Source organism: Mycobacterium sp. E342 (genome assembly GCF_001667665.1).
GTDB lineage: Bacteria > Actinomycetota > Actinomycetes > Mycobacteriales > Mycobacteriaceae > Mycobacterium.
In genome coordinates, this window is sequence record NZ_LZJM01000235.1 from 1 (window position 1) to 3,864 (window position 3,864).

Annotated in this window: 1 protein-coding gene and 2 pseudogenes; all 3 read left to right on the top strand. The window is 70.2% G+C overall.

Annotation, left to right across the window (positions count from 1 at the left end; all coding sequences use genetic code 11):
- Positions 1-1,148: pseudogene (gene eccA3 / locus A5692_RS18310) on the top strand (type VII secretion system ESX-3 AAA family ATPase EccA3); the annotation flags it as partial.
- A complete protein-coding gene (gene eccB, locus A5692_RS18315; protein ID WP_068058399.1) occupies positions 1,145-2,770 on the top strand; it encodes a type VII secretion protein EccB in 1,626 nt (541 codons plus the stop codon). The pseudogene eccA3 and the gene eccB, both read left to right, overlap by 4 nt.
- Positions 2,767-3,864: pseudogene (locus A5692_RS18320) on the top strand (type VII secretion protein EccC); the annotation flags it as partial. The gene eccB and the pseudogene A5692_RS18320, both read left to right, overlap by 4 nt.

The following is a 3,864-nucleotide window of genomic DNA, read 5'->3' on the forward strand; positions in this document are numbered from 1 at the left end:
GGGCGCTGGCCAAGGCGCTGGTGCTGCGCGCGCACGTCGACGAGGACTCGGCGAGTGAGGTGCTGCAGGATCTGTACGCGGCCCATCCGGAAAACGAACAGATCGAACAGGCCCTGTCCGACACCAGTTTCGGGATCGTCACCACCACCGCGGCCCGGATCGACGCGCGCACCGACCCGTGGGATCCGGAGACCGAGCCCAGCGCGGAGGACTTCGTCGACCCCGCGGCCCACGAACGCAAGTCCGTGCTACTGCACGAGGCCGAACTCCAGCTCGCCGAGTTCATCGGCCTGGACGAGGTCAAGAACCAGGTGTCCCGGCTGAAGAGCTCGGTGGCCATGGAACTCGTGCGCAAGCAACGTGGGCTGGCGGTCGCGCAGCGCGCCCACCACCTCGTCTTCGCCGGGCCGCCCGGCACCGGAAAGACCACCATCGCCCGCGTGGTCGCCAAGATCTATTGCGGGCTCGGGCTTTTGAAGCGGGAGAACATCCGGGAGGTGCACCGCGCCGACCTGATCGGCCAGCACATCGGCGAGACCGAGGCCAAGACCAACGCGATCATCGACAGCGCGCTCGATGGCGTGCTGTTCCTCGACGAGGCCTACGCCCTGGTGGCCACCGGCGCCAAGAACGATTTCGGGCTGGTGGCGATCGACACCCTGCTGGCCCGGATGGAAAACGACCGCGACCGGCTGGTGGTCATCATCGCCGGGTACCGCGCCGACCTCGACAAGTTCCTGGACACCAACGAGGGCTTGCGTTCCCGATTCACCCGCAACATCGACTTTCCTTCCTACGCACCCTCGGAGCTCGTCGAGATCGCGACCAAGATGGCCGAGCAGCGCGACAGCGTCTTCGAGCAGGCCGCGCTCGACCACATGGAGGCGTTGTTCACCCGGCTGGCCACCGAGTCGACGCCGGACGCCAACGGAATTTCGCGGCGCAACCTGGACATCGCCGGCAACGGTCGGTTCGTCCGCAACATCGTCGAACGCTCCGAGGAAGAACGCGAATTCCGGCTCGACCATTCGGATCACGCCGGAACCGGGGAATTCAGTGACGAGGAGCTGATGACGATCACCGACCAAGACGTCGAGAACTCGGTGGAGCCGTTGCTACGTGGCCTCGGGCTGTCGGTGCCGGCATGACATCGAATAACGAGTCCGGCGAGTGGGACGGGGCACGCCGTTCGTTCGCCTCACGCACCCCGGTCAACGACAACCCCGACAAGGTCGAGTTCCGCCGCGGCTTTGTCACCCGGCACCAGGTCAGCGGCTGGCGATTCGTGATGCGGCGCATCGCCTCCGGCATCGCCCTGCACGACACCCGGATGCTCGTCGACCCGCTGCGGACCCAGTCGCGCGCCGTGCTGATGGGTGTTGTGCTGCTCGCCACCGCGCTGGCGGGCTGCTTCGTGTTTTCGCTGATCCGGCCCAACGGGACGGCGGGGACCAACGCCGTGCTCGCCGACCGGTCGACGGCGGCCCTCTACGTCCGGGTGGGCGAGCAGCTGCACCCGGTGCTCAACCTGACCTCGGCCCGGCTGATCGTCGGGAAGCCGGTCAACCCCGTGACCGTGAAAAGCGCTGAGCTGGACCGATTTCCGCGCGGCAACCTGATCGGCATCCCGGGCGCTCCGGAGCGGATGGTGCAGAACACCACGCGCGATGCGAACTGGACGGTGTGCGACGGGATCGCCGGGACCGCGCGCGCCGTGCACAGCACCGGTGTCACGGTGATCGCCGGCCGGCCCGACAGCGGCGGCGCTCGGGCGGCCAAGCTCGACGCCAGACAGGCCGTGCTGGTGGACTCCCCCGACGAGAAGGGCAACAGCACCTGGTTGCTCTGGGACGGCAGGCGCAGCCAGCTCAACCTGGCCGACCACGCCGTCACGAACGCGCTCGGCTTGGGGCTGAACAACTCCGACATCCCCGCGCCGCGGCCCATCGCGCTCGGATTGTTCAACGCGATCCCCGAGGCGCCGGCGCTGACGGCGCCCGCCATCCCGAACGCCGGCGCCCCGGCCGGATTCGGCGCACCGGCACCGATCGGGGCGGTCGTGGTTTCCTATGCTCTGGACCAGAACTCGGCGGGCGGGGCGCGCTACTACGCGGTGCTGCCGGATGGCCTGCAGCCTATCTCACCGGTGCTCGCGGCGATCCTGCGCAACACCAACTCCTACGGCCTGGACCAACCGCCGCGGTTGGGCGCCGACGCGGTGGCCAAGCTGCCGGTGTCGCGGATGCTGGACACCTCGCGCTATCCCGACCAGCAGGTCACCCTCGTTGACGCGGCCAAAGATCCCGTCACGTGCGCCTATTGGACCAAGCCGGCCGGTGCCGCCACCAGCTCGCTGAGCCTGCTGTCCGGCTCCGCGCTGCCGGTGCCCGAATCGATCCGCACCCTCGACCTGGTCGGCGCCTCCCCGGCGACCGCCACCCGGGTAGCCCTGGCCCCGGGCACCGGTTACTTCGCCCAGACCGTCACCGGGGGTGCCGGCGCGCCCGGCACCGGGACGTTGTTCTGGGTGTCGGACACCGGGGTGCGCTACGGCATCGACAACGAGGCGGAGAGCTCGGCCGCCGGGCGCGGCAAAACCGTTGAGGCCCTTGGCCTGAGCGAGCCGGCGGTGCCCGTGCCGTGGTCGGTGCTGGCGCTGTTCGCCGGCGGTCCGACGCTGTCGCGCGCCGATGCGCTGTTGGCGCACGACGGGCTGGCGCCCGACACCAAGCCCGGCCGCGTGGCATCAGCAGAGGGAGCGCCCCGATGAGCCGACTCATCTTCGAAGCCCGCCGCCGCCTGGCGCCGCCGGTCACCCGCAAGGGCACCATCAACATCGAGGCGCCGCCCGAGCTGCCGCGGGTGATCCCGCCGTCGTTCCTGCGCCGGGCGATGCCCTACGTGCTGGTGATCCTGATCGTCGGCATGGTCGTGGCGCTGTTCGCCACCGGGATGCGGCTGATCTCCCCGCAGACGCTGTTCTTCCCGTTCGTGCTGCTGCTGGCGGCCACCGCGATGTACCGCGGCAACGACAACAAAACCCGCACCGAGGAGGTCGACGCCGAACGCGCCGACTACCTGCGCTACCTGTCGGTGGTCCGCGACAACATCCGCACCCAGGCCGCCCAGCAGCGGGCCGCCGCCGAGTGGTCACACCCCGAGCCGACGGCGCTGGCGAGCGTGCCCGGATCGCGCCGGCAGTGGGAGCGCGACCCGCACGACCCCGACTTCCTGGTGCTGCGGGCCGGCCGCCACCAGGTCCCCCTGACCACCGCGCTGCGGGTCAACGACACCGCCGATGAGGTCGACCTGGAACCGGTGTCGCACAGCGCATTACGCAGCCTGCTCGACACCCACCGCATCGTGCGCGACGTGCCTACCGGGATCGACCTGACCAAGGTCTCGCGGATCACCGTGCTCGGTGAGGCCGAGGATGCGCGGGCGGCGATGCGTGCCTGGATCGCCCAGGCGGTGACGTGGCACGACCCGACGGTGCTGGGCGTGGCCCTGGTCTCCCGCGACCTGGAGGGCCCCGACTGGTCCTGGCTGAAATGGCTGCCGCACACCGACGTTCCAGGAGAGCTCGATGGCGTCGGGCCGGCCCGCCTGCTGACCACCAACCCCGACGAGCTGGTCCTGCTGCTCGGCCCCGCGTTCGTCGACCGCCCCGCCTTCACCGGCGGACCCGCCGACGCGCTGCGGCACCTGCTGATCGTCGTCGACGACCCCGACTTCGACCTGGACACCTCGACGCTGGCGCTGGGCCGGGCGGGCGTAACCGTCCTGCACCGCGGCACCACACCGCCGCACCGCGAGCAGTATTCGGACCCGGAGAAGCCGATCCTGCGCGTCGAGCGCGGCGCC

Excerpts from the sequence above, each read along its gene's own strand:
- eccB (WP_068058399.1), top strand. The coding sequence starts at position 1,145 with ATGACATCGAATAACGAGTCCGGCGAGTGGGACGGGGCACGCCGTTCG.